Consider the following 24,924-nt stretch of genomic DNA (forward strand, 5'->3'; position numbering starts at 1 on the left):
GCCGAACGAGTCCCCATACCCTCGTTCGGCCAGACGCGCCGTCGCTGTTTGCGTTTGTGCCGTATAATGACCGTTACCTATGACGCGATACAAAAGAAAGGTGTTTGCCCATGCAGGCACAGAAGGCGGAGGGAACCCGCGACCTTATCGGCGCCGAGATGCGCGCCTGGCAAAAGATGCAGCAGATTGCGGCCGGCGTGTTCGAGCCGTTTGGTTTTAAACCCATCGAGACGCCCGCGATCGAGCAGGTGGATGTGTTTGTCCACGGTATCGGCCAGTCGACCGACGTCGTGCGCAAGGAGATGTTCCGCGTGTTCAGCGGTGCCAACCTGGAGCGCGTCTTTACCGAGGGCACCGACACCAAACTCAAGCCCAAGCAGCGCCTGGCACTTCGCCCCGAGGGCACGGCCGGCGTGGTGCGCGCCGTCGTCGAGAACAATCTGGTGCCCCAGGGCTCCACGCCGTTTAAGGCGTACTACGCCGAGGCCATGTTCCGTGGCGAGCGTCCCCAGAAGGGCCGCCTGCGCCAGTTCCACCAGGTGGGCATCGAGTGGCTCGGCGCTCCCGATCCGGCGGCAGACGCCGAGTGCATCATCATGCTCATGGAGTTCTACAAGCGCCTGGGCTTCGATCTTTCCAAGCTTCGTCTGCTCATCAACTCGATGGGTGACGCCCAGTGCCGTCCGGCTTACCGCGAGCAGGTTAAGCAGTTCATCCTCGATCACGCCGACGAGATGTGCGATGAGTGCCGTGAGCGCGCCGAGCTCAACCCGCTGCGTGCCTTCGACTGCAAGAACGACCATTGCCGCGAGATCATGGCCGAGGCCCCGCTGATGGGTGACAACCTGTGCGACGAGTGCCGCGAGCACTACGAGCAGGTCAAGCGCTATCTGGATGCCGCCGGTATCGAGTATGTCGAGGATCCCACCTTGGTGCGCGGCCTGGACTACTACACCCGTACCGTCTTTGAGGTCGAGGCCCCTGGCGCCGGCGTCGGCTCCATCGGCGGCGGCGGCCGCTACGACGGCCTGGTCGAGCTCGAGGGCGGCAAGCCTACGGCCGGCGTCGGCTTCGCCGTCGGTTTTGAGCGCGCCCTGCTGGCCTTGCAGGCCTTTGGCAGCGACCTGGGTGCCGATGAGGCCCCGTGTGTTTATGTCGCCAACGCCGGCAAGGAGCTGCGCCAGAACGTCTTTGCCATTACGCAGGAGCTTCGCGCCGCAGGCATCGTGACCGAGGCCGACTATCAGGGCCGTTCGCTCAAGGCCCAGTTTAAGCAGGCCGATAAGGTGGGTGCCAAGCTCATCCTGGTCCTGGGCGGCGACGAGCTTGCCGCCGGCAAGGTCAAGGTGCGCGACATGGAGAGCCATGACGAGGTACTGGTCGATCTGGCCAACGTCGTCGAGGCGGTTCGTGAGCGCCTGTAGCGCATCTTTTTGAGCTGCGGACCCGCTTGAGTGTCCCGTTCATTGCGAGCGATTGTTACGGGGGTGTTTCGCATTTATGCGGAATGCCCCCGTTTGTGTATGCCGTCCACCGAGAAATACGACCATTTAGGGCAAAAACCCTTGCAATGCAGAAAATACTTTTGTGTGGTAAAGCGCAATCAGTGTCGAAAGTATTTCTCAAGCGCCTATAATGAATACCGCATGTTACGTGCATAGAAGGAGGAATGGGAGGAAACGTGGCTGAGAACCTAAGCAACCAGTCTGTACCCGAAGCCGCGGCGCGCGTCGCTGCCGTGGTCAACCGCCTCGTTAACCGAATCGGCTCGAATGCCGAGTCCAGGGAGCGTCTCGCCGAGATCGAGATCCCCGAGGAGCTGCGCGACAATTTGGCGTTGTTCCTACGCCTGGAGCGTCGTGTGCTTAGCGAGTATGATCCCGAGATCGCGGACCTGTTCGACAAAATCCTGTCGGCCGAGATTGTGGCCAATGCCGGCAACCCCGGTACCCGCGCTGCCGACGAGGCCGTCGACGAGCAGGGCGTGCCCACCGCCGACGAGCCCACCGCCGTGGCGTTTCGCGAGGTCGTCGATCTGATCGACAGTCTGCCGCTCGATAAGCAGCAGGTCATCGTTCGCGCCTTTACGAGCTTCTTCCACTTGGCAAACCTGTCGGAGGAGAACTACCGTGTGGCGCAGCTGCGCGAGCGCGAGGCCGGTGCGTCGACCGATACCGAGGTCGATCCCGCCAACGAGCTCACCGTCGCCTATCACCAGCTGGTGAATGAGCTGGGTGTCGAGGGCGCCAACGGGCTGCTCGGCAAGCTTGAGTTCCATCCCGTCTTTACCGCGCATCCCACCGAGGCCCGTCGCAAGGCCGTCGAGGGCAAGATTCGCCGTATCTCCAACCTGCTGGAGGAGCGTCCGCGCCTGGGCGGCTCCGACCTGGTGGAGAACGAGCGCCATATGCTGCAGGAGATCGACGCCCTGGTGCGTACGAGCCCCATCGCGCTCAAGAAGCCCACGCCGGTCGAGGAAGCCGATACCATCATCGACATCTTCGATAACACGCTGTTCGACGTCATCCCCGTCATCTATCGTCGCTTTGACGACTGGGTGCTGGGCGACAAGGCCGGTACCGTGCCGCCGCTGTGCCCGGCGTTCTTCCATCCCGGCAGCTGGATTGGTTCCGACCGCGACGGTAACCCCAACGTCACCGCCAAGGTGAGCCGTGAGGTCGCCGCCAAGTACTTCACCCACATGGTGCTCAAGCTTGAGGACAAGTGCCGCCGCATCGGCCGCAACCTCACGCTCGAGGCCACCTACAGCAAGCCGTCTGCCGAGCTCATCAACCTGTGGAACCATCAGGTCGAGATGAGCGCCCAGTACACCGCACGTGCTGAACTGATCTCCGAGCACGAGCCGCATCGCGCCGTCATGCTCGTCATGGCCGACCGTCTGAACGCCACCGTGCGTCGCATCACCGACACCATGTACCACAGCGCCGATGAGTTCCTGGAGGACCTGCGTGTCGTCCAGCGCTCGCTGGCCGCCTGCGGTGCCGTCCGTGCTGCCTACGGCCCGGTCCAGACCATCATCTGGCAGGTCGAGTCCTTCGGCTTCCATATGGTCGAGATGGAGTTCCGTCAGCACTCCGTGGTGCACGCCCGCGCCCTCAAGGATATCCACGAGAACGGTATCCATGGCGACCTGCAGCCCATGACGCGCGAGGTCATCGATACCTTCCGCGCTATCGGCTCCATCCAGAAGCGCTACGGCAAGAAGATGGCGCATCGCTACATCGTCTCGTTCACCAAGAGCGCCCAGCATGTGGCCGACGTCTTTGAGCTTGCCCACCTGTCCTTTGCACACGAGGAGGATGTCCCCGAGCTCGACGTGATCCCGCTGTTTGAGCAGCTCGAGGACCTCGAGGGCTGCATCGACGTGCTCGACCAGATGCTTACGCTGCCCGTGGTGCAAAAGCGCCTTGCCCAGACCAACCGCCGCATGGAGGTCATGCTGGGCTATTCCGACTCCTCCAAGGACGCCGGTCCTACCACGGCCATGCTCGCGCTGCACTCCGCGCAGGAGCGCATCGCCAAGTGGGCCGAGAAGAACGATATCGACCTGGTGCTCATGCACGGTCGCGGCGGTGCCGTGGGCCGTGGCGGCGGCCCGGCCAACAAGGCCGTGCTGGCGCAGCCCAAGGGTTCGGTCAACTGCTTCTTTAAGCTCACCGAGCAGGGCGAAGTCATCTTTGCCCGTTACGGCAACCGCACGCTGGCTCAGCGCCATGTTGAGTCCGTTGCCGCCGCAACGCTTTTGCAGTCGGCTCCGAGTGTCGAGAAGACCAACACCGAGACCACGCAGAAGTTCTGGAATATGGCCGAGAAGCTCAACGCAGCAAGCCATGAGCGCTATCTGGACCTGCTGAACACCGAGGACTTTACACCGTGGTTCTCGACCGTGACGCCGCTGACCGAGGTCGGTCTGCTGCCGATCGGCTCGCGTCCCGCCAAGCGCGGCCTGGGTGCCAAGTCGCTTGACGACCTGCGTACCATTCCGTGGATCTTTAGCTGGAGCCAGGCGCGCATCAATCTGGCCGCTTGGTACGGCCTGGGCACCGCCTGCGAGCAGCTGGGCGACCTTGACCAGCTTAAGGCTGCCTACCAGGAGTGGCCGTTCTTCCGCACCTTTATCGACAACATCGAGATGTCGATCGCCAAGACCGACCAGCGCATCGCCAAGATGTATCTGCACCTGGGCGATCGCCAGGATCTGTCCGAGAAGGTCTTTACCGAGATGCAGCTCACCCGTAAGTGGGTCCTTGCCATCGTCGGTGACGAGTGGCCGCTGCAGCGTCGTCGCGTGCTCGGTTGCGCCGTTCGCGTGCGCAACCCCTATGTTGATGCCCTGTCCATCGCCCAGGTCCGCGCCCTTCGCGAGGTGCGTATGAACCAGGACGAGATGGCGGAGGAGAAGAAGGCCGAGTACATGAGCCTGATTCTTTCGACTGTGACCGGCGTCTCGGCAGGACTCCAAAACACGGGGTAATCGATAGCCCTGTAGTCGTCCGGGCCCGCCATTAGTTTACTTTTAGGCACGTCCTCGGACATGCAAGAAGCCCTCGCTGCGCACTTCGTGCGGCGAGGGCTTCTCGCGTCCTGCGGAGTGTGCCTAAAAGTAAACTAATGGCGGGCCCTACGATGTCCGGTCTTCGGCGGATTACTGCTGGGGAAAAGATAGCGCGCTTCGCGCACTTTGATGGGGCTTCGTGCTGCGGAATGCATTCAGAGGGAAACCCGTCGGGTCCCTTCGTCCTCGGTCTTCTGGAATTAAAGCTGAGGAGAAGAATGGCGCGCTTCGCGCGTTTTGGATGGGGCCTGTCCCGGCGGCGCGTTTGGCGCTTCGCGCCTCGCGTCTTATCGAATGGGACCGAGATGCATTTGGCGCTTCTCGCCTTACGACTGTAGCGGCCGCGGTTCCCTTTGGGATCGCGGCCGTTTTGTTGAAGGTCAAATATGAACGTTGTGTTAATGAGTCGGTGGACGGTGGTGTTTATCGGTGAACGGCGTATCCTTCCAACGGTTTGACTAGTGTGTCAGTTGAAAGGAAGAGGGCGCTCGTCAATGTTTGAATGTGAACTGCCGTTTGACCACAAGACGTTGCATCTGGAGCTCGAGGACAAGAACTTCGCGGGTGTGATGGAAGGTCATCAAAACGAGTTTAAGACTACGAAATCGCAGGAAAAAATGGTAGAGGAGTCGCTTGCCAACCCTTATGGCTCACCTTCGCTCGAGGAGCTTTGTGCTGGTAAAAAGAACATCGTCATCATCAGCTCCGACCATACGCGTCCCGTTCCCTCGCGTGTGACGATGCCTATTCTGCTGCATCACATTCATGCCGCTGCGCCCGAGGCTCGTGTGCGTATTTTGGTTGCTACGGGTATGCACCGTCCGTCGACGCACGAGGAGCTCGTCAACAAGTATGGCAAGGACATCGTTGCCAACGAGGAAATCGTTATGCATGTCGCAACCGACGACAGCATGATGAAGAAGATCGGCACCCTGCCTTCTGGTGGCGAGTGCATCATCAACAAGATCGCTGCCGATTGCGACCTGCTTCTTGCCGAGGGCTTCATTGAGCCGCACTTCTTTGCCGGCTTCTCTGGCAGCCGAAAGTCTGTCCTGCCCGGCATCGCCAGCTATAAGACCATCATGTACAACCACAACGGTCAGTTTGTGAACGACTCCCATTCGCGTGCCGGCAACCTGTGCCACAACCACGTGAGCGAGGATATGTTCGCCGCTGCCGAGATGGCTCACCTTGCCTTTGTGCTTAACGTGGTGCTCAACGGCAAGCACGAGGTCATTGGCTCCTTTGCCGGTGACATCCACAAGGCACACGAGGCTGGCTGCGAGTTCGTGAAGAGCCTTGCCGGCGTTGAGCCCGTCGAGTGCGAGATTGCCATCACCACCAACGGTGGTTACCCGCTCGACCAGAACATCTACCAGGCCGTGAAGGGCATGTGCGCTGCCGAGGCCACGCTTCCCGAGGGCGGTGTGATCATCGATGTCGCCGGCTGCGCCGACGGTCACGGCGGCGAGGGCTTCTATCACAACATCGCCGACAACGATCCGGCGGAGTTTGAGCGTGCCTGCATCGATCGCCCCAAGGACGAGACCCTGCCCGATCAGTGGACGAGCCAGATTTTTGCTCGCATCCTGGCGCATCACCCTGTGATCATGGTTACCGACCTGTGCGACCACCAGATGCTCAAGGATATGCACATGACGCCGGTTAACACCCTCGAGAAGGCGCTCAAGCTCGCCTTTGAGATGAAGGGTGCCGACGCCAAGGTCGCCGTCATCCCCGATGGCCTGGGTGTTGTCGTCGCCCAGCACTAGTGCGCGGCTTAAACGAATCGTTTGTAACCAATAAGAAAGATAAGGTTTTATGCTTACCAAACTCCTCTGCGAATTCGGCGCGACGGCCCTCATGATCGTCTTTGGCGTGGGCGTGCACTGCGATACCGTGCTCAAAGGCACCAAGTATCAGGGCTCTGGCCATATGTTTGCCATCACCACTTGGTCTTTTGGCATCTCGGTCTGCCTGTTTGTCTTTGGCGGCGCCGTGTGCATGAACCCCGCTATGGTGCTTGCCCAGTGCATCGTCGGTCTGGTGCCGTGGGGCAACTGCATCCCCTTCATGCTTGCCGATATGCTCGGCGGCTTTGTGGGTGCTGTGATCGCTTGGTTTATGTATGCCGATGAGTTCAAGGCTTCCGAAGGCGTCGTCGATCCCATTGCTCAGCGCAACATCTTCTCGACCAACCCCACCACCGAGGGTACGAACTATGCCCGCAACTTCTTCTGCGAGGCCATCTGCACCTTTGTGTTCATTAGCGCCATCCTTGCTGCTGCTAGCCGTGCTGGTGAGGACGTTCTGATGCTCGCTATCTGCGTCGGCCTGATCGTTTGGGCCGTTGGCATGGGCATGGGCGGCATCACCGGCTTCGCCATGAACCAGGCACGTGACCTTGGTCCTCGCATGGCCTATCAGTTGCTGCCGATTAAGAACAAGGCTGACAACAACTGGAAGTATGGCCTGCTTGTTCCTGGCATTGCGCCGTTTGTCGGTGCTATTGTGGCCGCGCTGTTTGTGCATGGCTTCTTGGGTATGTTCTAGTCGAAGGCAATTGATATAACGTCCGGATCCGGCATAGGTTAACTTCCCGCCGCGTCCTCGGACATGCAAGAAGCTCCCGCTGCGCACTTCGTGCGGCGGGAGCTTCTTGCGTCCTGCGGAATGCGGCGGAAAGTTAACCTATGCCGGACCCTGCGGGAATCCAGTTGGATTGGAACAAGCAACCCAACATATATATCTGAATTTGGATGTGAGGGGCGCTTTGTTTTTGGGTGCCTTTACAAGAAAGTGTGACTTGGGGATGGAATGGGCGCTTTGCTGGAATGGCACTTTGGGGTGGGGTCTTACTTAGGTGAACAGGGGTTGTATGGCCGATAGGTAGTCTTTGGCTACGTTGGATTTGTTGGCTTGGAAGTTGTGCCAGGCCCACCATTGGACCATTCCTACGAAGCTTGAGGCTATGTGATGGAGGAGGAAGCTGCGGTCCATGGTGCCGGCTGGGCCTGTGGGATCGATGGGGACGGTTTCGGCCGCGAGCGACATGATGGTCTTGCGGAGGCTGTCGGCGAAGACGCGTGAGCCGGCGCCGGCTACAAGGGCCCTCACGCCCTGACGGCGTTCCCACAGGTTGCTAAGGATATGCTCGACCTGCACGAATGGGTCGTCGAGCGGTGTGCCATCGTCGTCGAGGGCGTGGGTACAGATGTCGCTCACGAGCTCGGACAGTAGGTCGTCTTTGCTCTTAAAGAGGCCGTAGAATGTCGCGCGGCCTACGTGAGCGCGCGCGATGATGTCGCCGACAGTGATCTTGCCGTAATCTTCCTCGCACAGGAGCTCGGAGAACGCCGCGACGATCGCGGCACGGCTTTTGGCCTTGCGGGCATCCATGGCTATGCGTCTGCGTGAACGAGCAGGCAGCGAAGCGTACCGGAGCAACCCTCGTAGGGGCGCTTACCGGCGCCGTAGCCGACGGCCTCGATGCGGTAGCGGGCCGGCAGGTACTCGGACGTGCGCAGTGCGGCGACGATGGCGGCGCCCGTGGGCGTCACGAGCTCGCCGGCGACCGGTGCGGGCGTGAGGGCGATATTGCCTGCTTGGCATAGGTTGACGACGGCGGGCACCGGGATGGGCATAAGGCCGTGGGCGCAGTGGATGGTACCGTGACCCTCGGAGAGCGACTCAACCACGATGTCTTCAATGCTCAGGTCGTCGAGGCAGATGGCGACCGAGCAGACATCGACGATGGAGTCGACGGCGCCCACCTCGTGGAACATGACGGTCTCGGGCGTTTTGCCGTGTGCCTTGGCCTCGGCGGCAGCCAGCGCGGTAAAGATGGCAAGAGCGCGGCGCTTGGCACCGCCACTCAGCTGCGAGCCGTCGATGATGGCGGTGACGTCTGTCAAAGAACGGTGGTGATGGTGGTGGGCGTGATGGTGGCCCTCGTGGCCATGACCGTGAGCCTCATGGCCATGCTCGTGGCAGTGTTCGTGCTCGTGCTCGTCATGGTCATGATGGTGGTGCTCATGCATATGCTCGACAGCTGCTTCGTTGCCGTAGAGCCAGGCCATATCGTGATCGTGGTTCTCGAGCTCCTCTGCAAGCTGGACGTCGAAATCGCAGGCGTCGATGCCATGCTTGTTTACGCGCGTCACGGCGATCGTAAAGCCGTCGACCGGCAGCGTGGCGAGCTGTTCGCGCAGGTGCTCCTCGCTGGCGCCCAGGTCGAGCAGAGCCGCGACGGTCATATCGCCGCTGATGCCCGAGGTGCCGTCGATGATAAGCGTGTGCTGATGGTTGGACATGGGATGCTCCTTAGCGGGCGCAGGGCGTGCCGGCGCTCAGATGATTGATAAGACTTGCCTGATAGGCGGCGCCAAAGCCGTTGTCGATATTGACGACCGAGACGCCGCTGGCGCAGGAGTTGAGCATGGCGAGCAGCGCGGCCACGCCACCAAAGTTCGCGCCGTAGCCCACGCTGGTGGGAACGGCGATGACCGGGCAACTCACCAGGCCGCCGATGACGCTTGCCAGGGCGCCTTCCATGCCGGCGATGGCGATGACCACCTGCGCCTGGGCAAGTTCCTCAGCATGAGCGAGCAGGCGGTGCAAGCCGGCGACACCTACGTCGTAGAGGCGATCGACTTCGTTGCCGTAGAACTCGGCCGTCAGTGCCGCCTCTTCGGCGACGGGCAGGTCGCTCGTACCGGCGCAGGCGACGACGATGCGTCCGTTGCCGGTGGGGGAGGGCTTGCCGCCCACGAGGGCGAGCTGTGCGTCCGGGACATATCCCAGGTCGATGCCGTTGCCGAGAAATTCCGAGGTACGGGCGGCCTTTTTGGCGTCCAAGCGCGTGACCAGGATGCGCTCCTGGCCTGCATCGCGCAGCGCTTCGATAATGGCGGCAATCTGCCCGGCGGTTTTACCGGCGCCGTAGATAACCTCGCCGGCTCCCTGGCGTACCCCGCGTGAAAGATCGAGCTGCGCAAAACCCAGATCGGCGGTCGGAGCCGTCTGGATGCGCGTGAGGGCGTCGGCAGGGGTGACTGCCCCGCCGGCAACATCGCTCAGCAATTGCTCAAGATCTCGCTTATCCATATATATATGTTCCCTTCGACGGCGCAAAGTCTAGCACTCAAAGGGTATATTTCCGAACACTAAGATAAAATTGTTCGGAAACTATAGGATAGACTGATTCAATTGTTAGACGAATCGGCTAGTCACGCAGGATGATGTCCATGGCGAGCATCAGGTTGCGCTCGTCGATGGCAAACGGGGCGGCCTCGCGCGTCTTGGGCTTGGCACAAAATGCGATGCCCGTGCCCGCGGCCTGAATCATGGGGATGTCGTTGGCGCCGTCGCCAATAGCGACCGTGTGGGCCATATCGACACCGCACTCAACTGCCCAATCCAGCATCTGGATAAGCTTGGACTCCTTGGTCACGATGTCTGCCGCCAGCTTGCCGGTGAGCTTGCCGTCTACGACTTCCAGGCGGTTAGCCAGGCAAAAGTCGATGCCCGCGGCAGCCACGATCTTATCGGCAACCTCGTGGAAACCGCCGCTTACCACGCCGACCTTCCAGCCCTTGCTGTGCGCCGAGCGCACAAGCTCCAGCGCGCCGGGGGTAAACGTCACACGCTCAAAGGTGCGCTCGAACACGCTCTCGTCCAGGCCCGCAAGCAGCCCCACGCGCTCCTCGAGCGCTTGCTTAAAGTCGAGCTCGCCGCGCATGGCGCGCTCGGTAATTTGCGCTACCTGCTCGCCCACGCCTGCCTCCTCACCAAAAAGATCGATGACCTCCTGGTTGATGAGGGTGGAGTCGATATCCATAACGATGAGGCGTGCAGACATGTTGGGCCTTTCCGGGTGCAGTTGTATTGGGGCACATTGTCGCACGCGGCGCGCCTCGGCGACAGTCGCGGTGCGCCAATTGTTTCGTCTCCGTCAAGTCTTTGGGCAGGAGCTACTTTTTCGCGGCACATCGACGCGGGTGCGATAAGATAGAACGCCATGTCCGGCTGCGCGGTTTACGCAGGCCGGGCGAATCTGTACGACGCCGCCCGGAACGACACGGGGCGGCACAGATCCATAAAGGAGGATCACTGGTATGAGCCAGACCCGTCCCATCGACGAGCATTCCATGCACACCCGTACCTGCGGCGAGCTTCGCCGCGAGAACGTGGGCGAAGAGGTCACCCTCACCGGTTGGGTGAGCCGTCGCCGCGACCACGGTGGCCTTATTTTCTGCGACCTTCGCGACCGTGAGGGCATTACGCAACTCACCTTCGACCCCGAGCATTCTGACGGCGATGCCTTTAAGATCGCCGAGACCATGCGTCCCGAGTGGCCCATCAAGATTCACGGCGTCGTGCGCGCCCGTGGCGACGAGACCACCAACACCAAGCTCGCCACCGGCGAGATCGAGGTCCTGACCGACCATGCCGAGGTGCTCAATACGTCCGTCACCCCGCCGTTCCAGATCGAGGATGGCATCGAGACCAGCGAGGACACCCGTCTGCGCTATCGCTATCTGGACCTCCGTCGTCCCGAGATGATGGCCAACCTCAAGCTGCGCTCCGACTTCACCTTTGCCATTCGCGAGGCACTGCACAACCGTGAGTTCATGGAGGTCGAGACGCCCTCCCTGTTTAAGTCCACGCCCGAGGGCGCCCGCGACTTCATCGTTCCCAGCCGCATCCAGCCGGGCAACTTCTACGCTCTGCCGCAGTCCCCGCAGCTTCTGAAGCAGCTGCTCATGGTCGGCGGCGTCGAGCGCTACTACCAGGTTGCCAAGTGCTTCCGCGACGAGGACCTGCGTGCCGACCGTCAGCCCGAGTTCACCCAGGTCGATATCGAGATGTCTTTCGTGGACCAGAACGATGTCATGAGCGCGCTCGAAGAGGTCCTGGCCGATGCCTTCGGCCGCATGGGTGTCGAGATGCCCACGCCGCTGCGCCGCATGGATTACTGGGAGGCCATGGACACCTATGGCTCCGACAAGCCCGATACCCGCTATGGCATGCACCTGGTCGACCTGACCGACATCTTTGCCAACTCCAAGTTCAAGGTCTTTGCGACTGCCGCAAACGAGGAGGGCTCTGTCGTCAAGGCCATCAACGCCAAGGGTGCCGGTGCCTGGGCGCGTGCCAAGATCGATAAGCTCGCCGGTGTGGCTTCCACGTTTGGCGCTAAGGGCCTGGCTTGGATCGCCTTCCGCGAGGACGGTTCCATCAACAGCCCCATCGTCAAGTTCTTCTCGGACGAGGAGATGGCCGCTCTGCGCGAGCGCATGGACGTCGAGCCCGGCGACCTCGTGATGTTCGCCGCCGGCCCGCGCCTGCTTTCCGACGAGATCCTGGGCGGCATGCGCTCCCACATGGCCAACGCGCTCGAGATCAAGCGCGAGGGTCACGACTTCCTGTGGGTCGTCAACTTCCCGCTGTTCCACTGGGACGAGGACCGCAAGGCCTATGCAGCCGAGCATCAGCCCTTTACCCTGCCGACCGAGGCTGACATCGCCAAGATCGAGGCTGACCCGCTGGCAGCCGGCTCCTGCACCTACGACTTTGTCATGGACGGCTTTGAGGCCGGTGGCGGCGGTATGCGTATCCACAACGCCGAGATGCAGATGTCCATGCTCAAGCTTCTGGGCTTTACCGAGGAGCGCGCCGAGTCGCAGTTCGGCTTCCTCATGGAGGCGCTCAAGTTTGGTGCGCCCCCGATGGGCGGCTTCGCTCTGGGCCTGGATCGCGTGTGCATGCTGCTCACCGGCTCCGACTCCATCCGCGACGTCATGGCGTTCCCCAAGACGGCCAGCGGCTCCGATCTCATGTCGGGCGCCCCGAGTGCCGTTTCCGGCGCCCAGCTCAAGGACGTCAGCCTGCGCCTGATGTAGGCGAGCGGCTACATATTGCCCGCAACGAGGGAAGGACGTGTGCCTTCCCTCGTTTTTTATACGCCGATGCTGCGAGGGTATGGGTTGACCGGGCATCGCGGAAAGCCCGGCCCAGTTTCCTACAGTGAGTCTCTCTGAACGAGCTGCATGTGCATGACGGTGGTGGTGGGCGCGGCACCGTTAATCATATCGAGCGCAATGCCTGCGGCCTTGCGGCCTTCCTCACGAAGCGGCTGACGAATGGTCGTCAACGCGGGGACGCTGCGAGCTGCGACCTCGTGGTCATCGAAGCCCACGACCGAAACGTCTTTGGGTACGCTAATTCCCGCTTCGTTGAATGCGGCGATAACGCCGGTTGCGATACGGTCCGATCCGCATAGCACGCCGTCGGCATGTATTTCGCGCGCGAGCAGCCGCCGCGTGGCTTGGTAGCCGTCTCCGCTGCTCCATCCGGTATAGATGACATTTTCATCTGGAAGGCTTTCGCCCAAAATTGCACGGTAGCCGCGAAGGCGGTCGACGACGGCGGGGTTATCCTGCGGCCCCAGCACGGCAACGATGTCCTTGCGCCCGCGATCTTTCATAGCGAGCGCCGCAAAGCGTCCGCCCTCTTCGTCGTCGGAGTAGACCGTCGAGAACACATCGCGATAGGGGTGGCCCTCGAGCTGGCCGCACAACACGGTGGGTACGCCCAGCTCACGCAGCACCTCGAGCAGCTCACTGCCCTTGTAGGGCGAGACGTCGATGACGGCGTCAAACGAGCGACGCTCAAAATGCTCGCGTGCGCGATTGCGCTCATGCGAGGAAGATGCCTGCAGGATCACGGGTAGGTAAGACGACTCCGAAAGTTCCTCGGTAATGCCGCTTAAAAACTCACTGTAGGTGGGATCGCTAAACAGCTCGCTCAAAGGCTCGGTAACCAGTACGGCGATAATTTCCGTGCGTCCGACGGCGAGCGCCCGGCCGCGTGCGTTGGGTACAAAATTGACTTCCTTGGCAGCCGCGCGGACGCGCTTTTTAGTTTCCTCGCTAATGCGGGGGGAGTCGTTGAGGGCACGCGATGCCGTGGAGCGCGAAACACCGGCAGCTGCAGCAACCTCGGCAAGCGTCGGTGCGGTGCGAACTGGTTGGGTCATGGTGTCTCCTGGAAAAAGCGGTCGATGTTGTCACTGATACGGGCTGGTGCGGATACAGCTTACTATAGTGCGCCTGAACAGCGTTCATGATATCCGGCCACTGGTGGCATTTCACGTTCAAGCTGCTGTTGAACATGGCTTGCAAGGGTGGGGCATAGATGGGCGCGGCCGTTGTCCGCCGCCTGGGAATGCTGTTTTGCGCTGAGTTTCGATACTCAGGGTGACATAAGTGTCGCGGTTGTACAACCGGTTGCACCGTTAACCCGACCAAATCGACCGTTCAGCGGACAACCGGTTGCACAGTTTTTTGCAACGCCCGTAAGATAAGGACAACCGGTTGCACAAGAATCACTACGATGACGAAGGAGCATCACCATGGACGCCATTAACGATTGGGAAAACCAAGCGCTCACCCACAGGAACCGCCTGGCACCTCATGCGTACTTTATGGGCTACGAGACCGCCGATCTCGCTGCAACGTACAGCCGCGAGCTGTCGCGCGGGTTTGTCCAGCTGTCCGGCTCGTGGCAGTTCCGCCTCTTTGAGGGCCCCGCTGCCGTCTCCAACGAGGAGCTCTCCACGTACGAGCCCGAGTGGGATCACGTGGAGGTTCCGCACCTGTGGCAGGTAGACGGCTATGGCAACCTTGCCTACACCGACGAGGGTTTCCCGTTCCCGGTGGATCAGCCGTTCGTTCCCTCTGACGATCCCACGGGCGTGTACCAGCGCATCGTCAATCTTCCCGCCGTGCCTGCCGGCGCTCGCGAGATCATTCGCTTTGACGGCATCGAGAGCTATGGCGAGCTGTACGTCAACGGCAAGTTTATCGGCATGACCAAGGGCTCGCGCCTGTCTGCCGAGTTCGACGTGACCGACGCGCTCGTCGAGGGCGATAACCTGTTTGCGGTCAAGGTCTTGCAGTACAGCGATGGCAGCTATATCGAGGATCAGGATATGTGGTGGGCCTCGGGCATCTTCCGCGATGTGTACCTTATGCAGCGTCCCGCCGCGCGCCTGGTCGACTTTAGGTTCCGCACGCACCGCGAGGGCGATACCGCTTTGATTACGCTCGATACGGTTGCCGAGGGCGCAAGCCGCATTGTTTATACGCTCAGCGATGGCGAGAACGTGGTCGCTACGGGCGAGTGCGTCGACGGCCATGCCGAGTGCAACGTTGCCGATGCCCACTTCTGGAATCCCGAGGGCCCCTTCCTCTATGACCTTACGTTTGAGGTCTACGACGGTGACCAGGTCAGCGAGTACGTCCCGCATCGCCAGGGCCTTGCCGAGGTGACGGTCGAGGGCAATCATATCTACCTCAACGGCACCTACTTTAAGATGCATGGCGTCAACCGCCATGACCACGACGATCACAAGGGCCGCGCTGTGGGCCTCGATCGCATGCGCCGCGACCTGGAGCTCATGAAGCAGCACAACATCAACGCGGTGCGCACATCCCACTACGCCAACGACCCGCGCTTCTACGAGCTGTGCGATGAGTATGGCATCATGCTGGTCGCCGAGACCGATATGGAGAGCCACGGCTTCGAGAATATCGGCAACATCGCCCTGGTCACCGACGACCCTGCCTGGGAGCCGGCCTACGTCGACCGTGTTGAGCGCCTGGTGATGCAGGAGCGCAATCACGCCTGCATCATTATGTGGTCGATGGGCAACGAGAGCGGCTATGGCTGCAACATCCGCGCGATGTACGCCAAGGCTCACGAGCTCGACGGTCGTCCGGTCCACTACGAGGAGGACCGCAACGCCGATACCGTCGACGTCATTTCCACCATGTACTCCCGCGTGTCGCAGATGAACGACTTTGGCGAGCATCCGTTCCCTAAGCCGCGCATCAACTGCGAGTACGGCCACTCTATGGGTAATGGTCCCGGAGGCCTGTCCGAGTACCAGGAGGTCTTCGATCGCTGGGATTGCATCCAGGGCCAGTTTATTTGGGAATGGTGCGACCACGGTCTGGCTGCTGTGACCGAGGACGGCGTTGCCTACGACATGTATGGCGGCGACAACGGCGATTACCCCAACAACAGCAACTTCTGCATCGATGGCATGGTGTTCCCTTGGCAGCAGCCGAGCCCGGGCCTTACTGAGTATGGCCAGGTTATCTGCCCGGTTCGCATGGCCTACGATGCCGAGTCGGGCGAGCTGACCGTCACCAACAAGCGTTGGTTCACCACCCTCGAGGATGTTTGCCTGTCGGCCGAGACCCTGGTGGACGGCGACGTGGTCAGCCGCAAGACGCTCATGCCCGGTGCGGTTGCCCCCGGCGAGTCCGTCCAGCTGCCACTGGTGATTCGCGAGGCCGCAGTGGGCGAGACCCTGCTGACCGTGCACGCTTACACAATGGCGGCTCACGCCTGGTGCGAGCCGATGTTCCAGCTGGGTGCAAGCCAGTTTGCCATCGCAAACCATCCGGCGCCGGCCATCGCGGCTCCCATTCGTCCTGAGCTTACGGTCGAGGAGACCGAGCAGGAGATTCGCATTCACTCCCTCAACGGCGAGCTGACCTTCAACAAGGTTAACGGTACCGTGAGCGAGTGGAAGGCATCCGGCCGCGACGTCATCGCCTCCGGTCCCCAGGTTGGTTTTTGGCATCCGCTCGTCGATAACCACGCCCAGGAGTACGACTCCCTGTGGAAGGACAACTTCATCGATGTGATGCAGACGTCTACCCGCAAGGTTTCTTGGAAGCAGGATGGCAACGCGGTCGTCGTTACCGTGAGCCAGCGCATCGCTCCTCCCGTCCGTGCGTTTGGCATGCGCGTCGAGCTTGTCTACACCGTGCTTCCGAGCGGTCGCGTCGACCTCAAGGTTTCCGGCGAGCCCTACGGCGATTACTCGGACATCATCCCGCGCATCGGCATCTCCTTCGAGGTTCCCGGTTGCGATCGTGCCGTTGAGTGGTACGGCCACGGCCCGGGCGAGAACTATCCGGACTCGCTGCGCGCCAACCCGGTCGGTCATTACCGCACTACGGTCGACGACATGTTCACGCCCTACGTTATGCCTCAGGACTGCGCCAACCGCGAGGGCACCCGCTGGGTTGCCCTGCGCTCTAGCCACGGTGACGGCGTGCTGGTGACCCGTCCGGTCGATGCCGCCTCCAACCCGTTCTCGTTCTCGGCATGGCCCTATAGCTGCGAGGCCATCGATAACGCAAAGCACGTCTACGACCTTGTCAAGAGCGACACGGTTACGGTCAACATCAACGACCAGCTGCTCGGCCTTGGTTCGAACTCTTGGGGTTCCGAGGTGCTCGATTCCTACCGCACCCGTTTTGAGAGCTTCAGCTTTGAGGTGTCCCTGCGACCGCTGACGTCTGCCGATCTGGCTCAGGCGCTGGCACCCATTAAGGAGGCATAAGTCATGCATGTCTTTAACTCGCGCGCCGATTTCGACGCTCAGATGAAGTCCGTCAAGAAGTGGATGCGTACCGGACAGGCGCTCGATGGTGTTGCCGACCTGCAGCACGACGTGGCGTACTCCATCGGCGACTCGTTGGTGTACTGGTGGGTCTATGCCCGCGAGGCCGCAACCGCCGATCTGGTCGGTCACCGTCGCTACCATGCCGTGCTCGCCCCGCTCGACGGCGACCTGACCGTCGAGGTTGCCCCCAAGGCAGGCCTCACCTGCACGCGCGCCTACAGCGATATCGATGATCGTGAGCGCTTTGAGGGTACGGGGGAGACCGTGACGATTCCCGCCGGCGGCGTTGCCGTCGTCGAGATCGACGAGGCCTACCGTGTCGTGGCCGATGCCGCGGATTCCCGCGTCGTGGTACTGCACGTGACGGTTGAAGGTTATTCCTTCCCCAACAAGTAGTATTCGTCCGTTTGGGCGTTTGCTTTGCGCCGCTAAGGGGGATGGCTTTGTTGACTCCCTTTTCCCCATCCCCCCTAGCAGGTGTGCTGTCCACGATTGCGCTTGCAGTCCGGACGGTTTTAGATGAGATATAACGGATGATTGGGAGGGCTTATGAGCTCTGAAAAACGAGGAACGATTGGTTCGTTCGCTCTGCTGGGCATGACGGTCGCCGCCGTGTTCGGTATCAAGAATATCATCAACAACAACGCGGCCATCGGCTTGGCAGCTGCGCCGTCGTTCTTCTTCGCCACACTTTTGTACTTTGTCCCCTATACCCTGGTTACCGCCGAGTTCGTCGGCCTTAACAAGGACTCCGAGTCGGGCGTGTACGCCTGGGTCAAGACCTCGATGGGTGGTCGTTGGGCGTTCCTGACGGCATTTAGCTACTGGTTCGTTAACCTGTTCTACTTTGCATCCGTCCTGCCCAACGTCATCATCTACGCGAGCTACGTGTTCCTTGGTGCCAATGCCGAGCTTTCGCAGCTGTGGATCACCATTATCGAGATCGTCGTCTTTGCCATCGCCACGTGGGTGTCGACTAAGGGCGCTAAGTGGATCGGATCCATTTCGTCCTTTGGCTCGACTGCGGCTCTCGGCCTGACCGCTGTGTTCATCCTGCTGTCCCTGGCCGCTGCCTTTGGCGGCGTCGAGTTCGCTACGGCTCCTACTCCGGCTAACATGGCTCCCGACATGAGCAACTTCGCAACTATGTGGGGCTTCTTCGGTACGCTTGCCTGGATCATCCAGGGCGTTGGCGGCGCTGAGTCTGTCGGCGTGTTCCTTAACGACCTTAAGGGCGGCGTCAAGGCCTTCGTGCGCACCGTCGTTATCGCCGGCCTGACCATCGGCCTTCTGTACGCAGGCGCTTCGCTGCTGGTCAATCTGTTCATTCCCGAGGGCGGCGTTGCCATCTCCACCGGTATCTTCGACGTATTCGGCGCTGTCTTTGCCCACTTTGGCATTCCCATGGAAGTGTCCACGCGCGTCATTGGCCTGATCCTTCTTGCCGCTACGCTGGGCTCCCTCATGATGTGGACCTCTGCTCCCATCAAGGTTTTCTTCACCGAGATCCCCAAGGGTGTCTTTGGCAGCAAGATCGTCGAGCTCAACGAGCATGGTATTCCCGCCCGCGCTGCCTGGCTGCAGTTCGCCATCGTCGTCCCCATCCTGGTCATCCCGGCCCTGGGCTCCGGCAACCTCGACGACCTGCTCATGATCGTTACCAACATGACGGCTGCCACTGCTCTGCTCCCGCCGCTGCTGATCCTGCTTGCCTACTTTATGCTGCGCAAGAACTTCGACGCCGCTCCCCGTGACTTCCGCATGGGCTCGCGCAGCTTTGGTCTGGTCGTTGCCGCATTCCTGCTTGTGGTCTTCTGCTTTGTGCTTGTCTGCGGCACCATCCCGCTCGATCAGCCGCTGTGGCTGACGCTGGTCTACAACGTTGGCGGTGTGGTTGTCTTCCTGGGCCTTGCCGTGATGTGGTACAACCGCTATATCAACCGCCTGCGCGAGACCGATCCCGAGGCCGCCGAGAGCGAGCTGCGCCCCTCCGTCCTCGACATGATGGAGTAGCGGCTAGGATTAATCTACGGCTGTGGAATAAATCGATTCCCTTTCCTAAGGAGGGGCCTTACGAGGCCCCTCCTTTTGTGTTTTGGGGCATGGTTTTGGACCCCGTGGTCAAAAAATGCCAAATATGAGTACTGTTGCAAAAGAGGTGTCATATTTTTCGGTCTGTTCTGAGCAAAAACGGGCTCAAAATCAATTTATATAACCCCCTTTAAAGGGCGTTTGACGGCTTTCAACCTCTTCGAATCGCTCAAAGGAGGCAATTTGCTCTCGATTTTGCTGCTACTAAATTGGTGACAGTACTCATATTTGCCACTTTTTGCCCACGAGGTGTTCAGAGGAGCTCTCGACAAGCATCTAACGCTACAATAACTACCACGTGTCTGGGTTTGCCAGCCGAATGAGCGATACCGCGGGAGGGGACATGGTCGAGTTTACAAAGACGATTAAAGATCCGTTGGGACTGCATGCCCGCCCGGTCGCGCTACTCTACGACATTATCGCCAAGCATCGTAGCGACGTGTCGGTCAGCATCGGCGACCGCCATACCGATGGCCGTGACGTGATGGGCCTCATGGCGCTTTACGGCGAATGTGGCGAGGACATCGTCTTTCGCGTTTCGGGCGTAGACGAGGCCTCGTGCGTCACGTCGATCAGAAACCTCTCGCTCTAAACGCAACAAGGGACTGCGGACAGTCCCTTTGTCACATCTCTAGGAGGCGCTCTTTGCGGTGTCTCTTATGTTTCGTATGGGAAACTTTTTCGAAAACTGAATAGAGACCCTTTCAAAAAAGTTAAGCACATGTTAGTTTACTAAAGCGAACATAGACGTGGTTAACTTTTACCGCGTCGATGTTGAGGACGAACCGACGTTAGGAGCTCACTCATGTCTTGCGGACCGCAGATGCCGGCCATGCCGCTTTCGATGGTAAAGGCGGGCGAAACCGTGCGCGTGTCTCGGGTAAAGGGCAATGAGGACATGAAGCACCACCTCAAGGACCTTGGCTTTGTCGAGGGCAGCGAGATTCACGTGGTGAGCTCGAGTGGTGCCAATATCATCGTCACCGTGCTGGGCGCACGTTTTGGCATCGATTCCAAGGTTGCCATGTACATCATGACCGTCGGTTAGTCCGCAGCATTTCATTAAAACCGAAAGGGGGACAAGAGGATGAAGACGTTGGGTGACGTTAAGGTAGGCGAGAGCTCTACCATCGTCAAGCTTCACGGTGAGGGCGCGCTGCGCCGCCACCTTATGGACCTGGGGCTCATCAAGGGCACTTCGTTCAAGGTCGTAAAGGTTGCGCCGCTTGGTGATCCGGTCGAGATCAACGTGCGCGGCTACGAGCTTTCCATCCGCAAGGAGGAAGCGGCCGTCGTCGAGGTTCAGTAAGGGCTCGCGGCGTGTATTTCTGCATATTAAGTTAGGTTTTTCTAACTTAATGCAGCATCTTTGAAGCACATTATCCAACCTGCGCGGAGATGACAGCGCGGGCACACAAGGAAGAAGGATTGAATGGCGGATTCTCAGATCCATGTCGCGCTGGCGGGTAACCCCAACTGCGGCAAGACCACGCTTTTCAACCTGATCACCGGCGCCAACGGCTACGTTGGCAACTGGCCCGGTGTCACGGTTGAGAAAAAGGAAGCCAAGCTCCTAAGCGACAAGAACGTCACGATTACGGACCTCCCCGGCATCTACTCGCTTTCCCCCTACAGCCCCGAGGAGCAGTGCTCGCGCGATTACCTCATGAGCGGCGAGCCTGATGTGGTCGTCCAGGTTGTCGACGCGACCAACCTTGAGCGCAATCTGTACCTGGCACTTCAGGTCATCGAGACCGGCCTGCCCGTGGTCGTGGCCCTCAACATGGCCGACCTCGTGGAGAAAAACGGCGACAAGATCGACACGGACAAGCTTTCCAAGAAGCTCGGCTGCCCGGTCATGATGATCTCGGCCCTTAAGAACAAGGGTATCAACGAGCTGTTCGAGCAGGTCAAGAAGTCCGCTGCTTCCAAGGGCCAGGTGTCGGAGCACAAGTTCGATTCCTCCATCGAGGACGTTCTGGACCACATCGAGAATAACCTGCCTGCGAGCGTTTCCGCCAGCAAGCGTCGCTACTACGCCGTCAAGCTGTTCGAGCGCGATACGGATGCCTGCAAACTCATCAACCTCACCAAGGAGAAGGCGGCTCGTGTGGAGCAGCTGGTCGCCCAGTGCGAGCAGGATTGCGATGACGATGCCGAGTCCATCATCACCGGTGAGCGCTATGGTGTGATCGCGCACATCGTCGATGAGTGCCTCACCAAGGCTCCGGCCAAGATGAGCACTTCCGAGAAGATCGACCGTGTGGTTACCAACCGCATTCTGGGCCTGCCGATCTTCGTAGTCATTATGTTCTGCGTGTACTACATCGCCGTTTCCACCCTGGGCGGTACGGTGACCGACTTCACCAACGACCAGCTCTTTGGCACCGACGGTTGGTACGTGCTCGGTCAGGGCCGCGACGCCTACGATGCGGCCGTCGAGGCCGTGGGCGAGGACGCTGCCGATTCGATCGACCCGGCACAGTACGGCCCGTATGTTCCGGGTATTACCACCATGGTGCACGATGCCCTCGTGGCGGGCGGCACCGAGGACGGTGGCCTGGTCGATTCGCTGGTCTGCGACGGTATCGTCGGCGGCCTGGGCGCCATCTTCGGCTTCGTGCCGCAGATGTTCCTGCTCTTTGTGATGTTGTCCTTCCTGGAGGATTGCGGCTATATGGCCCGCGTCGCCTTCATCATGGACCGCGTGTTCCGCCGCTTTGGCCTGTCCGGTAAGTCCTTTATCCCCATGCTCGTGTCCTCGGGCTGCGGCGTCCCCGGCGTCATGGCTACCAAGACCATCGAGAACGAGAAGGACCGCCGCATGACGGTCATGACCACCACGTTCATCCCTTGCGGCGCCAAGCTGCCGATCATCGCCCTGCTTATGGGTTCCATCATTGGCGACTCTTCTACCACCGCTGCGTGGATCAGCCCGCTCTTCTACTTCCTGGGCGTCTTTGCCGTCATTGCCTCGGGCCTCATGCTCAAGAAGACCAAGCTCTTCGCCGCCCGCCCGACGCCGTTTGTTATGGAGCTTCCTGCCTACCACTTCCCGGCGATCCGCTCTTGGGCGCTGCACGTGTGGGAGCGCTGCTTCGCCTTTATCAAGAAGGCCGGCACGGTCATCTTTGCGTCCACCGTCGTCGTTTGGTTCCTCTCCAACTTTGGTAGCTACAACGGCGCCTTTGGCTACCTGCCTTCCATGGAGGGCATCCCCGAGGAGTTCATGGATTACTCCGTGCTTGCCATGTTCGGCAACCTGGTCGCTTGGATCTTCGCCCCGCTCGGCTTTAGCACCTGGCAGGCCACCGCACTGACCGTCTCTGGCCTCGTCGCCAAGGAGAACGTTGTCGCCACCGCCGGCTCGCTGCTGTCCGTTGCCGACGCCGGCGAGACCGACCCGAGCCTGTGGACCGCGTTTGCGGCTATGTTCCCGACCATGGGCGCTTGCGTCGCCTTTGGTGCCTTCAACCTGCTGTGCGCTCCGTGCTTTGCCGCTATCGGCACCATCCGTAACCAGATGAACTCCGGTAAGTGGACCGCGATTGCCATCGGCTACGAGTGTGCCTTTGCTTGGGTCATCGGCCTGTTCATCAACCAGTTCTATAACCTGCTTGTTCTTGGGCAGTTTGGTATCTGGACGGTTGTGGCCATCGTGCTGCTGGCTGCGATGCTCTTCCAGATCTTCCGTCCCATGCCCAAGCATGCATGGACCGACGAGGACGAGACCAACACCGCTTCTGCCACGGTTTCCGCCTAAGTCCGAATAAGGATTAGCCCCTTTTCACGAGCCCGGGTGTCCCAGCGACACTCGGGCTTTTTGGTGCAATGGGGGACAGATTGCTTTGCTCCAGAAGTTAAGATGTGACGTTTCCGCAGATAAAACCGACCAAAATAAACCTGTCCCTTTTTGGCAGGTGGAGAATGGGGTAAAGTAAGTGGTGGTTAACTAGAGGAGGCTTTCTATGGCACCTATCGATATTGTTGTGCTGGCCGTTATCGCCATTGCGTTTGTCGCCGTGTGCGTGCGCATTTATCGCAAGGGCACCTGCGCCGACTGCGCTCAAGGTGGCGTTTGCACGGGACATTGCTCCAACAAAAAGACCTGCGCCGCACTTAAGGGCGTAGACAAAATTGCCGAAGACTTGGGCCGCGGTATCAAATAAGGTCTAGACATCCAAGCGCCTCGCGAGCATCCGTTCGCGGGGCGCTTTGCGCATTTGGGCGCGAGCGCGGCGAGTTGAAGAGTATTTTTGGGGTATCGTTACCTGTACTGTTAATTGGCAACTTATCTATAACGGAGTATCCCCATGAGCGCTCGCGTAACCATGAAGGACATAGCCGCCGAGCTTGGCGTTTCCATCAATACCGTGCACAAGGCCCTGACGGGAAAGGCCGGCGTGAGCGAATCCGTGCGCGCCAAGGTGAACGCCAAGGCCGAGGCCATGGGCTATCACCGCAACACAAGTGCCTCAAGCCTGCGCCGCAAGGACATCAATCTGGTGTTTTGCCTGCCCCGCGCATCGCGCGAGGGAGCGTACTTTTTCCGTTACCTGTGGGAAGGCTGCAATCGCTTTGAACAGGAGGTCATCGACCAGGGCATTACGGTTGAGCGTGTTGAATTTGGCGTGGGCGGCTACGCTGATGCGCTCGAGCAAATCGACGAGCGTTTGCAGGTGGGCGAGAAGATCGATGGCTTGCTCGCCTATGCGCCGGGCGACGATCGTGCAACTGAGCTTTTGGGGCAGATTGCCGAGGCGGGCGTGACGATCGAGCTCGTCGACGGCGACCGTCCGCACCTCGACCGTCTGGGCGCCAGTCTGGCTGATTATTCAACGGCGGGCAGCCTGATGGCCGAGCAGGCGGTCAACTTGGTTCACGCCGCTGGTGTCGATGCCCGCGTGCTCCTGCTAGCGGGCGACCCCTATACCGATTCACACTATCTAACCGCCCGTGCCTTCCACAATTACCTGCGCGAACGAGATATTCCATGGCAGGTCGAGGACCTTGCCGGTGCCCATGCGCAAGTCAAACAGCTCAAGCATGAGCTCGAAAAGCGCTTGAGTGCGCCGGACGCCCCTGAGCTCATTTGTAGCGTTTTTGCCGTTGGTTCCGAAGTGGTTGCCGATGCGCTTGTCTCGAGCGGCAAGGCCGGTCAGGTTATGGTGATCGGCAACGACCTGTTTCCCGAAAGCGCCCTGGCCTTGCGCCGCGGTATCTTTACCAATATTGTCTATAAGGACCCGACGAGCCTGGCGTATCGCGGCGCTAAGACGCTGGGCGATTATCTGCTGTGGGGAAGGACCCCGACGGTGCCCGTCCAGAAGGGCGCCGTCGAGATGGTATTTGCCAGCAATGTCGATCGCTACTGCGAACTTGCGGGAATTTAGTCGATCGGGCAGGTACCCCCTCTTGCGACGTGCATTTTTGGGAGTATTCAGCATTGGCATGCCCTGAATGAGGCGCAGAACGACTGTTTTAAGTGCCGCCGGTGGCGTATTTCGCCGTCGGCGGCACTTTTTATGCCGATCGGACGCAATATGCGCACCAAACGGGGCGCCGAGGACGGCGCGCGGCGCGCTTCGATGCTGAATACTCCCAAAAATGCACGTCGGAACATGACCCACCTGAGCAAAAGCGCTCAAGTTCGGTGTTCGGGGACGCCAACCGGTCCGCAATACATGCAAGTCACAGCTCCGGCAACCGTTGAACGGGCAAAACCTACCGTTCACCCCATGGTGGTTAGGTGAACGTTCACCTTTTGAGT

The 24,924-nt window shown here is 60.2% G+C and carries 19 protein-coding genes; 14 read left to right on the forward strand and 5 right to left on the reverse strand.

Annotated features, from left to right (window positions below; genetic code table 11):
• The first annotated feature begins 110 nt into the window (after nucleotides 1-110).
• The 4 genes from hisS (at nucleotide 111) to larD (ending at nucleotide 7,129) form a co-directional block, all read left to right on the forward strand.
• Nucleotides 111-1,424 carry a histidine--tRNA ligase gene (hisS, locus tag DWZ22_RS08645; protein WP_117743175.1) on the forward strand — a complete coding sequence of 438 codons (1,314 nt, stop codon included), beginning with the start codon at nucleotides 111-113 and terminating at the stop codon, nucleotides 1,422-1,424.
• Nucleotides 1,425-1,681: 257 nt separating this feature from the next.
• Nucleotides 1,682-4,495 carry a phosphoenolpyruvate carboxylase gene (locus DWZ22_RS08650; RefSeq protein ID WP_369833961.1) on the forward strand — a complete coding sequence of 938 codons (2,814 nt, stop codon included), beginning with the start codon at nucleotides 1,682-1,684 and terminating at the stop codon, nucleotides 4,493-4,495.
• 575 nt (nucleotides 4,496-5,070) lie between these two features.
• The gene (larA, locus tag DWZ22_RS08655) at nucleotides 5,071-6,348 is read left to right on the forward strand and encodes a nickel-dependent lactate racemase (RefSeq protein WP_118405922.1); all 1,278 of its coding nucleotides are present in this window, start codon (nucleotides 5,071-5,073) and stop codon (nucleotides 6,346-6,348) included.
• A gap of 49 nt (nucleotides 6,349-6,397) precedes the next feature.
• On the forward strand, nucleotides 6,398-7,129 hold the full coding sequence (gene larD / locus DWZ22_RS08660) for a D/L-lactic acid transporter LarD (protein ID WP_117807845.1): 732 nt from the start codon (nucleotides 6,398-6,400) through the stop codon (nucleotides 7,127-7,129).
• A 306-nt stretch (nucleotides 7,130-7,435) separates the two neighbouring features.
• On the opposite strand, the gene DWZ22_RS08665 is transcribed toward larD, so the two are convergent.
• From DWZ22_RS08665 to serB, 4 genes are all read right to left on the reverse strand, one after another.
• A complete protein-coding gene (locus tag DWZ22_RS08665) occupies nucleotides 7,436-7,975 on the reverse strand; it encodes a TetR/AcrR family transcriptional regulator (protein ID WP_117798996.1) in 540 nt (179 codons plus the stop codon).
• A gap of 2 nt (nucleotides 7,976-7,977) precedes the next feature.
• Nucleotides 7,978-8,889 carry a LarC family nickel insertion protein gene (locus DWZ22_RS08670; protein ID WP_118405923.1) on the reverse strand — a complete coding sequence of 304 codons (912 nt, stop codon included), beginning with the start codon at nucleotides 8,887-8,889 and terminating at the stop codon, nucleotides 7,978-7,980.
• A gap of 10 nt (nucleotides 8,890-8,899) precedes the next feature.
• The gene (gene larB / locus DWZ22_RS08675; RefSeq protein WP_117734675.1) at nucleotides 8,900-9,682 is read right to left on the reverse strand and encodes a nickel pincer cofactor biosynthesis protein LarB; all 783 of its coding nucleotides are present in this window, start codon (nucleotides 9,680-9,682) and stop codon (nucleotides 8,900-8,902) included.
• 118 nt (nucleotides 9,683-9,800) lie between these two features.
• Nucleotides 9,801-10,436, reverse strand: coding sequence for a phosphoserine phosphatase SerB (serB, locus tag DWZ22_RS08680; protein ID WP_118405924.1), 636 nt, complete (start codon nucleotides 10,434-10,436; stop codon nucleotides 9,801-9,803).
• A 256-nt stretch (nucleotides 10,437-10,692) separates the two neighbouring features.
• Here serB and aspS point away from each other — a divergent pair, with 256 nt between their 5' ends.
• A complete protein-coding gene (gene aspS, locus DWZ22_RS08685; protein ID WP_118099265.1) occupies nucleotides 10,693-12,480 on the forward strand; it encodes an aspartate--tRNA ligase in 1,788 nt (595 codons plus the stop codon).
• A 119-nt stretch (nucleotides 12,481-12,599) separates the two neighbouring features.
• Here aspS and DWZ22_RS08690 read toward each other — a convergent pair whose 3' ends face one another.
• Complete coding sequence (locus DWZ22_RS08690; RefSeq protein ID WP_118405925.1) at nucleotides 12,600-13,616, reverse strand: LacI family DNA-binding transcriptional regulator; 1,017 nt, start codon at nucleotides 13,614-13,616, stop codon at nucleotides 12,600-12,602.
• A 375-nt stretch (nucleotides 13,617-13,991) separates the two neighbouring features.
• On the opposite strand from DWZ22_RS08690, the gene DWZ22_RS08695 reads away from it, so the two are divergent.
• From DWZ22_RS08695 to DWZ22_RS08735, 9 genes are all read left to right on the forward strand, one after another.
• Nucleotides 13,992-17,000 carry a glycoside hydrolase family 2 TIM barrel-domain containing protein gene (locus DWZ22_RS08695; RefSeq protein WP_118405926.1) on the forward strand — a complete coding sequence of 1,003 codons (3,009 nt, stop codon included), beginning with the start codon at nucleotides 13,992-13,994 and terminating at the stop codon, nucleotides 16,998-17,000.
• A gap of 3 nt (nucleotides 17,001-17,003) precedes the next feature.
• Nucleotides 17,004-17,459 (forward strand): hypothetical protein, encoded by a 456-nt coding sequence (locus DWZ22_RS08700; RefSeq protein WP_118405927.1) that lies wholly within the window; start codon nucleotides 17,004-17,006, stop codon nucleotides 17,457-17,459.
• A 153-nt stretch (nucleotides 17,460-17,612) separates the two neighbouring features.
• Complete coding sequence (locus DWZ22_RS08705; protein WP_118405928.1) at nucleotides 17,613-19,076, forward strand: amino acid permease; 1,464 nt, start codon at nucleotides 17,613-17,615, stop codon at nucleotides 19,074-19,076.
• A 421-nt stretch (nucleotides 19,077-19,497) separates the two neighbouring features.
• Nucleotides 19,498-19,746 (forward strand): HPr family phosphocarrier protein, encoded by a 249-nt coding sequence (locus tag DWZ22_RS08710; RefSeq protein WP_035136856.1) that lies wholly within the window; start codon nucleotides 19,498-19,500, stop codon nucleotides 19,744-19,746.
• Between the two features lie 213 nt (nucleotides 19,747-19,959).
• Nucleotides 19,960-20,202, forward strand: coding sequence for a FeoA family protein (locus DWZ22_RS08715; RefSeq protein ID WP_233546481.1), 243 nt, complete (start codon nucleotides 19,960-19,962; stop codon nucleotides 20,200-20,202).
• 39 nt (nucleotides 20,203-20,241) lie between these two features.
• Nucleotides 20,242-20,463, forward strand: coding sequence for a FeoA family protein (locus DWZ22_RS08720; RefSeq protein ID WP_006234774.1), 222 nt, complete (start codon nucleotides 20,242-20,244; stop codon nucleotides 20,461-20,463).
• Between the two features lie 123 nt (nucleotides 20,464-20,586).
• A complete protein-coding gene (locus tag DWZ22_RS08725; RefSeq protein ID WP_118405929.1) occupies nucleotides 20,587-22,917 on the forward strand; it encodes a ferrous iron transporter B in 2,331 nt (776 codons plus the stop codon).
• A gap of 205 nt (nucleotides 22,918-23,122) precedes the next feature.
• Nucleotides 23,123-23,323, forward strand: coding sequence for a hypothetical protein (locus DWZ22_RS08730; RefSeq protein WP_117637971.1), 201 nt, complete (start codon nucleotides 23,123-23,125; stop codon nucleotides 23,321-23,323).
• Between the two features lie 144 nt (nucleotides 23,324-23,467).
• Nucleotides 23,468-24,547: a substrate-binding domain-containing protein gene (locus tag DWZ22_RS08735; protein WP_117743187.1), complete on the forward strand. Its 1,080-nt coding sequence runs from the start codon at nucleotides 23,468-23,470 to the stop codon at nucleotides 24,545-24,547.
• Nucleotides 24,548-24,924 lie beyond the last annotated feature (377 nt).

The organism is Collinsella sp. AF31-11, from assembly GCF_003475605.1.
GTDB lineage: Bacteria > Actinomycetota > Coriobacteriia > Coriobacteriales > Coriobacteriaceae > Collinsella.

What these genes read in the sequence shown, in the direction of transcription:
- hisS (WP_117743175.1), top strand. Translation starts at nt 111, where the DNA reads ATGCAGGCACAGAAGGCGGAGGGAACCCGCGACCTTATCGGCGCCGAG.
- larA (WP_118405922.1), top strand. Translation starts at nt 5,071, where the DNA reads ATGTTTGAATGTGAACTGCCGTTTGACCACAAGACGTTGCATCTGGAG.
- larD (WP_117807845.1), top strand. Translation starts at nt 6,398, where the DNA reads ATGCTTACCAAACTCCTCTGCGAATTCGGCGCGACGGCCCTCATGATC.
- DWZ22_RS08665 (WP_117798996.1), bottom strand. Translation starts at nt 7,975, where the DNA reads ATGGATGCCCGCAAGGCCAAAAGCCGTGCCGCGATCGTCGCGGCGTTC.
- DWZ22_RS08670 (WP_118405923.1), bottom strand. Translation starts at nt 8,889, where the DNA reads ATGTCCAACCATCAGCACACGCTTATCATCGACGGCACCTCGGGCATC.
- larB (WP_117734675.1), bottom strand. Translation starts at nt 9,682, where the DNA reads ATGGATAAGCGAGATCTTGAGCAATTGCTGAGCGATGTTGCCGGCGGG.
- serB (WP_118405924.1), bottom strand. Translation starts at nt 10,436, where the DNA reads ATGTCTGCACGCCTCATCGTTATGGATATCGACTCCACCCTCATCAAC.
- aspS (WP_118099265.1), top strand. Translation starts at nt 10,693, where the DNA reads ATGAGCCAGACCCGTCCCATCGACGAGCATTCCATGCACACCCGTACC.
- DWZ22_RS08690 (WP_118405925.1), bottom strand. Translation starts at nt 13,616, where the DNA reads ATGACCCAACCAGTTCGCACCGCACCGACGCTTGCCGAGGTTGCTGCA.
- DWZ22_RS08695 (WP_118405926.1), top strand. Translation starts at nt 13,992, where the DNA reads ATGGACGCCATTAACGATTGGGAAAACCAAGCGCTCACCCACAGGAAC.
- DWZ22_RS08700 (WP_118405927.1), top strand. Translation starts at nt 17,004, where the DNA reads ATGCATGTCTTTAACTCGCGCGCCGATTTCGACGCTCAGATGAAGTCC.
- DWZ22_RS08705 (WP_118405928.1), top strand. Translation starts at nt 17,613, where the DNA reads ATGAGCTCTGAAAAACGAGGAACGATTGGTTCGTTCGCTCTGCTGGGC.
- DWZ22_RS08710 (WP_035136856.1), top strand. Translation starts at nt 19,498, where the DNA reads ATGGTCGAGTTTACAAAGACGATTAAAGATCCGTTGGGACTGCATGCC.
- DWZ22_RS08715 (WP_233546481.1), top strand. Translation starts at nt 19,960, where the DNA reads ATGTCTTGCGGACCGCAGATGCCGGCCATGCCGCTTTCGATGGTAAAG.
- DWZ22_RS08720 (WP_006234774.1), top strand. Translation starts at nt 20,242, where the DNA reads ATGAAGACGTTGGGTGACGTTAAGGTAGGCGAGAGCTCTACCATCGTC.
- DWZ22_RS08725 (WP_118405929.1), top strand. Translation starts at nt 20,587, where the DNA reads ATGGCGGATTCTCAGATCCATGTCGCGCTGGCGGGTAACCCCAACTGC.
- DWZ22_RS08730 (WP_117637971.1), top strand. Translation starts at nt 23,123, where the DNA reads ATGGCACCTATCGATATTGTTGTGCTGGCCGTTATCGCCATTGCGTTT.
- DWZ22_RS08735 (WP_117743187.1), top strand. Translation starts at nt 23,468, where the DNA reads ATGAGCGCTCGCGTAACCATGAAGGACATAGCCGCCGAGCTTGGCGTT.